We start from the raw sequence: 6,000 nt of genomic DNA, 5'->3' as shown, positions 1-6,000 counted from the left end.
ATCAGGCCGGATCAGGGGGTCTGGTGGAGGGGGTCCCTCCCGTGCCGTTCAGGCTACGGGGGAGGATCGCAAGGCGGAGGAGGGAGCCATGGCGGAGCATGGTGACCGACGACAACGCGGCGAGGCGCGGCCCGCCGCGGCAGCGGCTGATGTCACCGCGGGCACGCGAGCCCGGCATGATCCAAACGAGAGGCCCTAGGCCCCGGCCGCGTCCACGGCGTCGGCGACCGTGTGGAGGAACCGGGCATGCGCGCGGTGGCTGACCGGCGCTTCCGGGTTCCACGGCACGATCCGCGCCCGCTCCTCAAGTGCACGCCAGTGCGTGTTGCCCCGGAGTTCTTCGCGCGGCGCCGCGTTCGCCCGTACGTCGGCGAGCACGATGTCCGCTTCCAGCGCTGCCGCCTCGGCCCACTCGGCCGTACGCCAGTTGGCCCCGCCGCCCTCCGCGGGCTCGACCAGCGCCACCCCCAGCTCACTGACGGCCCGTAGATCGGGCCAGGTCAGCGGCCGGGCCAGATACGCCGTTTCCGGTCCCGCCGCCGAGAGAGCCAGCACCCGGGGCGCGCCGGGGCGGGCCGCCGCGGTACGCAGCCGGGACTCCGCGCGCTCCAGATCGGCCTCCGCGGGCCGCAGCGGCGTCCGCAGCGAGCGGGCCAGCGCGGTGAACCGGTCCCTGATCCCGTCGAGCGAGCGGTCCTTCCCCACGTCGAGAACGACGACGGGCACCTGCTCCTCCAGATGCTTGGCCGCCTCCGGGTCGATGCCGTACACCTGCCCGCCGCCATAGCTGACGGCGACGACGAGATCCGGCTCGGCCGCGACCAGTGCGTCCGGATCGAGGGCGCTGCCCGCGCCGAAGGAGCGCAGTTCGGCGAGGGGCAGTTCGCCCGCCTTCGCCGGATCGGGGGTGTCCCCGTCATGGTGGGATCCGAAGATCCCCAGGGGACGCAGACCGTGGTCCCAGAGGGTCGCGCCCGCCTGTATGTAGGCCACCACCCGCGTCGGGTGGGTTCGTGCCACGGTGAGATGGCCGCGGTCGTCAGTGAACTCCCAGCTGTTGCCCGGGTTCATGCCTCGCCTCGTTCCGCTCGTGTTGGTGCGGTGTCCTGGGCGCCGAATCCGTACGCGGGTTCGTACGGGCGCCACCCACTCTCTGCCCAGCACGGGGCGCGCGGACTCCCGCCGCGTGCCGGGCGTTCCCGGGTGGGCGGGACTTCGAGGACAGGCCCTACGGCTCGATCAGACCGGCCCGGATCGCGTAGCGCGTGAGCTCCAGCCGGTCCCGCAGCCCGAGTTTCTGGAGGAGGTTGGCGCGATGGCGCTCGACGGTCTTGGCGCTGATGACCAGGATCCCGGCGATCTCCTTGGACGTGTGTCCCTCGGCCACCAGCTTGAGGATCTCCTCCTCGCGGGGCGTGATCGCGCTGTCGGGGATGCCGTCGCCCTGCCGTACCCGGTCGAGGTAGTTACGGATCAGAGCGGTCACGGCCCCGGGGTAGAGGAACGGTTCGTCGCGCATCGCGGCCCGGCACGCCTCCACCAGGTCCCGGTCGGCGACGGACTTGAGGACGTAGCCGCTCGCCCCGGACTTCAACGCCTCGAAGAAATACTGCTCGTTGTCGTACATCGTCAGCATCAGGATGCGGGTCTCCGGCTGGAGCCCGGCGAGTTCGCGCGCCGCCTGGAGGCCGGTCAGCCGGGGCATCGCGATGTCCAGGATGGCCAGGTCGGGCCGGTGGGAGCGGGCCAACTCCACGGCTTCCGCGCCGTCGCCCGCCTCGGCGACGACCGTCAGATCCGGTTCGTTGTCGAGGATCAGCCGGACGCCCCGGCGGACCAGGGCGTGATCGTCCGCCAGGAGGATGCGGGTCTGGGTCGCCTCGGGCATGGTCAGTCGCTTCCTTTGATCTCGTCGCTCGTGGCGCTCCGGCCGCTGATGCCGCTGTCGCCGCCGCTTCCGCTGTCACTGCTGTTTCCGCTGCCCCCGGCGTTTCCGCCGCCTTCGGCGTCCCCGCTGTCGCGGGCGTCTTCGCCGATCGGCACGCGCAGCCGTACGTCCGTTCCGCCGCCGGGGGCACCGCTCCGCGCGCTGCCGCGCCCCACCGACAGCTCGGCGCCGATGAGCAGGGCCCGTTCGCGCATCCCGCGGATCCCCGCGCCCTCGGCCGCCGTACCGATCCCGTGTCCGTCGTCCCTGAGACGCAACTCCACCACCCCGGTGGTGCGCCGGAGCGTGAGATCCACGTGCCGCGCGTCGGCATGGCGCACGACATTGGTGAGACCCTCCTGCGCGACCCGGTAGAGCACCAGCTCGACATCCTCGCCCAGCCGGGGCAGCGCGCTGTCGAAGCCGCTCCGGACGGAGAGGCCGGAGTGCGTGGTGATCTCGCTGGTCAGTGCCTTCAGCGCGCTGATGAGCCCCAGTTCCTCCAGGACACCGGGGCGGAGCCGACGGGCTATCCGGCGGATCTCGTCCAGACTGCCCCGGGTCGTCTCCTGCACATGGCGCAGTTCGTCGCGCAGCGGTGCGGGCGCCCGGTCGGCGACGCGCTTCAACTCGAGCAGCACCGCCGTGAGGGTCTGGCCGATCTCGTCGTGCAACTCCTGCGCGATCCTTCGGCGTTCGGCCTCCTGGGCGGAGAGCGCGAGCCCGCTGCTGGCGGCGCGTTCGGCCTCCAGCCGGTCGAGCATGGTGTTGAACGTCTCGATCAGCCCGGCGATCTCGCCATGCCCCGAGACCGCGGGCCTGCGTCCGGGGCGCAGCAGATCGGTGGTGGTCATGGCCCGGGTGAGCCGTTGCAGCGGAGCGAGCCCGATCCGCAGCAGCGCGGCGTTGGCGACGAGCATGGCCACCAGCCCCAGGGCCATGATCAGCGCTTCCGTGAGCAGTACGGGGGCGGACACGGTGACGGGGCCGAGCAGGAGCAGGGCGGTGGCCGCGAACAGGACCGCGGCGTTGAGCAGAAAGATCCGCCAGAACAGGGACACGGAGCAGGGCCTCCTCGCAGTAGACGCCCTCCACTATCGCCCGCCCGGGGAGCGCGGTCCGACGGCCGCCACGGGCGGGCGCCCTCCATGGGGGCGTACGCCCGCGCGTCTACATGTCGGCCACCCCCGGATATGGGTGTCGGCTCCGATGGCGCCCTGGTGCCCGGACGGGTGATCGTGTGAGGGACCCGATGGGAAGGGAACTCGTGGCAGCCTTCGAAGAAGACCGACGACTCGGCGATCTCGCCACACGGCTGCGCCAGGACGACCCCCGGTTCGCGCGCGCCCTGGAGGCCGGCTCCCCCTGCCGTCCGCGTGAGTACCGGCACGGCGTCGCCTGGCTGCTGGTGGCCGTCGCGCTGGGCGGATTCGTCCTGGGTGTCGTCGTCGGTCACGGACTTCTCATCGCCGGCGGACTGGTGCTGGCCGGCGCGGCCGCCCATCTCTTCGACCCCGACCGGGGCCGCGTCCGGCAGGGCATCGCCCGCACTTCGCAATAGCCTTTTCCGTATCAGATTTCCTTTTCTTTCCCATAAGGGTCAATCAGCACATTTTATTTTACGTTAAAATGGCAAGCGGGTGACCGACGCTTCCTTGAGTGCCGGTGTGCCCATGGCAGTGATTCTGGGCGGACGGTCGGTCACGCGGGGCTTGAGGGGGCGGTTTCCATATGCGCGCTCCCCTGCCCGTTCGCCACGCCGGATCGACTGACGCCGCGTCGGTCCCGTCGCCGGTGCCCTTACCGGAGTTTCCCGCACCGTCGCCTTCCGTGACGGTGCTTCCGCACGGCGCATGACGCACGGCGCGTGACGCATGACGCGGAATCCCTGTCCGGTGGTGGGCGACGGACCGTCACGCCCGGCCGCCAGGTGGGCCCGTCCACGGGACCGCCGTGCCCGCACCCCCTCACATCACGCCCGTATGGAGCGTTCTCATGGAGCCCACAGCTCACGTCAGCAAAACCTCCCTGCCCGGGGTCGGTACCCGCTACGACCTCAGCACCGACGCGGGCAAGCATCTGTCGGTCGTCGTGCACCAGGACGGCCGCCGCATCCTCGCCTTCCACGATCCCGAGGACGACGACAACTGCCGGGACGCCGCGACGCTCGCCCCGCACGAGGCGACCGCGCTCTCCAAACTCCTGACGCCCGATCCCGTCGCGCATCTGCACCAGCACCTCGAAATCGATCTGCTCACCGAGCACATCCAGCTCACCAAACGGTCCCCGTACGTGGGCCGGACACTCGGCGCCACCCAGGTGCGGACCCGCACGGGCGCCTCGATCGTCGCCGTCCTGCGCCGCACCGACGCCTTTCCCTCACCCACCCCGGACTTCCGCTTCGCCCTGGGGGACACGCTCGTCGTCGTCGGCACCCGGGAAGGCGTGGACGCCGTCGCCGAACTGATCACCGGAGGATAAGCGCCCGTGCACGACACCACCGCTCTGCTCATCGAACTCGGGGCCATCATCCTGGGCCTCGGGATACTCGGCCGGCTCGCGGGCCGGGTGGGCTTCTCCGCCATTCCGCTCTATCTGCTCGCCGGGCTCGCCTTCGGCCAGGGCGGGCTGCTTCCGCTCAACGCGAGCGAGGAGTTCGTCGCCACCGGCGCGGAGATCGGCGTCATCCTGCTGCTGCTCCTGCTGGGGCTGGAGTACAGCGCCTCCGAACTCGTCTCCAACCTCAAGACCCAATACCCCTCCGGCATCGTCGACTTCGTGCTGAACGCCGTGCCGGGCGCCGCCGCCGCGCTGATCCTGGGCTGGGGTCCCGTCGCCGCGGTGGCCCTGGCCGGTGTCACCTGGATCTCCTCGTCCGGCGTGATCGCGAAAGTCCTCGGTGACCTCGGCCGGCTCGGCAACCGTGAAACACCGGTGATCCTGGGTGTCCTGGTCATCGAGGACCTCGCCATGGCCGTCTATCTGCCGCTTCTCACGGCGCTGCTCGCCGGACTCAGCCTCGCCGGCGGGAGCCTCACGCTGCTGATCTCGCTCGGCACGGTCGGCGCCGTCCTCTATCTGGCCCTGCGGCACGGCCGGCTGATCAGCCGTGCGGTCTCCTCCGACAACCCGGAGATGCTGCTCCTGGTCGTCCTCGGTCTCACGGTCCTGGTCGCCGGAGTCGCCCAGGAACTCCAAGTCTCCGCCGCCGTCGGCGCGTTCCTCGTCGGTATCGCGCTCTCCGGCGAGGTCGCCGAGGGCGCGCACAACCTGCTCGCCCCGCTGCGCGACCTGTTCGCCGCCGTCTTCTTCGTCTTCTTCGGTCTGAACACCGACCCGGCCGCCATTCCGCCGGTCCTCGTACCGGCACTGATCCTGGCGACCGTCACCACCCTGACGAAGATCGGCACCGGCTGGTACGCGGCCAAGCGGGCCGGGGTACGGACCGCCGGCCGCTGGCGCACCGGCGGCACGCTCGTGGCGCGCGGTGAGTTCTCCATCGTCATCGCCGGACTGGCGGTCGGCGTGGAGCCGCGGATCGGGCCGCTGGCCACCGCGTACGTACTCATCCTGGTGATCCTCGGCCCGCTGGCGGCGCGCTGGACGGAACCCCTGGCCCGCCGCCTGACCCGCAAGGCCGCCCCGGCCCCCGCCGGGCCCGTGCCGCCCGTCGCGGCTGCCTCGGCACCGTCGGAGACGTCCGCCTCACCCGTGGCGGAACCGCCCGCGACGGAAGCGAACGACACGGAAGCCACCGACCCGGCGCCCAGCCGCCCCTGAGCCCCGGCCGGTCCGCCTCTGGAGCGACGAAGGCGGGGCACGAGCGGCGCATTCCACCAGCGACGAGCACGGGGCACAGGACGCGCGCCCTGCGCCCTGTGCCCCTGCGCTGCCGGTCGGGTGTCCGGCGTGCTGTCGGACCCCGACGCCGGAATCCCGCCGAGACGCCGGCGGGCCCGGACCGGTGGCCCGAGCTGAAATCTACAGGACTGTAGAAGATTCCGGGAGTGCTCCTCGCGTGAGCGCGGGGCACTCCGGGCTCAGTAGCATGGACGACCTGCCCCCGTGCCGTG

At 71.4% G+C, this 6,000-nt stretch carries 6 protein-coding genes; 3 read left to right on the top strand and 3 right to left on the bottom strand.

Features of this window, described 5'->3' with window-relative positions; genetic code table 11:
- Positions 1-195 precede the first annotated feature (195 nt).
- The 3 genes from CU044_RS07395 to CU044_RS07385 form a co-directional block, all read right to left on the bottom strand.
- The gene (locus CU044_RS07395; protein ID WP_129767637.1) at positions 196-1,071 is read right to left on the bottom strand and encodes an ABC transporter substrate-binding protein; all 876 of its coding nucleotides are present in this window, start codon (positions 1,069-1,071) and stop codon (positions 196-198) included.
- 157 nt (positions 1,072-1,228) lie between these two features.
- A complete protein-coding gene (locus CU044_RS07390; protein WP_129767636.1) occupies positions 1,229-1,888 on the bottom strand; it encodes a response regulator transcription factor in 660 nt (219 codons plus the stop codon).
- 2 nt (positions 1,889-1,890) lie between these two features.
- Complete coding sequence (locus CU044_RS07385; RefSeq protein WP_129767635.1) at positions 1,891-2,988, bottom strand: HAMP domain-containing sensor histidine kinase; 1,098 nt, start codon at positions 2,986-2,988, stop codon at positions 1,891-1,893.
- A gap of 206 nt (positions 2,989-3,194) precedes the next feature.
- Here CU044_RS07385 and CU044_RS07380 point away from each other — a divergent pair, with 206 nt between their 5' ends.
- The 3 genes from CU044_RS07380 to CU044_RS07370 all read left to right on the top strand — a co-directional run bounded on the left by CU044_RS07380 (position 3,195) and on the right by CU044_RS07370 (position 5,707).
- The gene (locus tag CU044_RS07380) at positions 3,195-3,488 is read left to right on the top strand and encodes a DUF3040 domain-containing protein (protein WP_240045405.1); all 294 of its coding nucleotides are present in this window, start codon (positions 3,195-3,197) and stop codon (positions 3,486-3,488) included.
- Positions 3,489-3,922: 434 nt separating this feature from the next.
- Positions 3,923-4,408, top strand: coding sequence for a TrkA C-terminal domain-containing protein (locus tag CU044_RS07375; RefSeq protein WP_129767633.1), 486 nt, complete (start codon positions 3,923-3,925; stop codon positions 4,406-4,408).
- A 6-nt stretch (positions 4,409-4,414) separates the two neighbouring features.
- Positions 4,415-5,707 carry a cation:proton antiporter gene (locus CU044_RS07370; RefSeq protein WP_129767632.1) on the top strand — a complete coding sequence of 431 codons (1,293 nt, stop codon included), beginning with the start codon at positions 4,415-4,417 and terminating at the stop codon, positions 5,705-5,707.
- Positions 5,708-6,000 lie beyond the last annotated feature (293 nt).

This window comes from Streptomyces sp. L-9-10 (assembly GCF_004151105.1).
Taxonomy (GTDB): Bacteria; Actinomycetota; Actinomycetes; order Streptomycetales; family Streptomycetaceae; genus Streptomyces.
Note: the sequence above shows the minus strand (reverse complement) of the source record. Positions and strands in the feature narration are given on the sequence as shown.

Excerpts from the sequence above, each read along its gene's own strand:
- CU044_RS07395 (WP_129767637.1), bottom strand. The coding sequence starts at position 1,071 with ATGAACCCGGGCAACAGCTGGGAGTTCACTGACGACCGCGGCCATCTC.
- CU044_RS07390 (WP_129767636.1), bottom strand. The coding sequence starts at position 1,888 with ATGCCCGAGGCGACCCAGACCCGCATCCTCCTGGCGGACGATCACGCC.
- CU044_RS07375 (WP_129767633.1), top strand. The coding sequence starts at position 3,923 with ATGGAGCCCACAGCTCACGTCAGCAAAACCTCCCTGCCCGGGGTCGGT.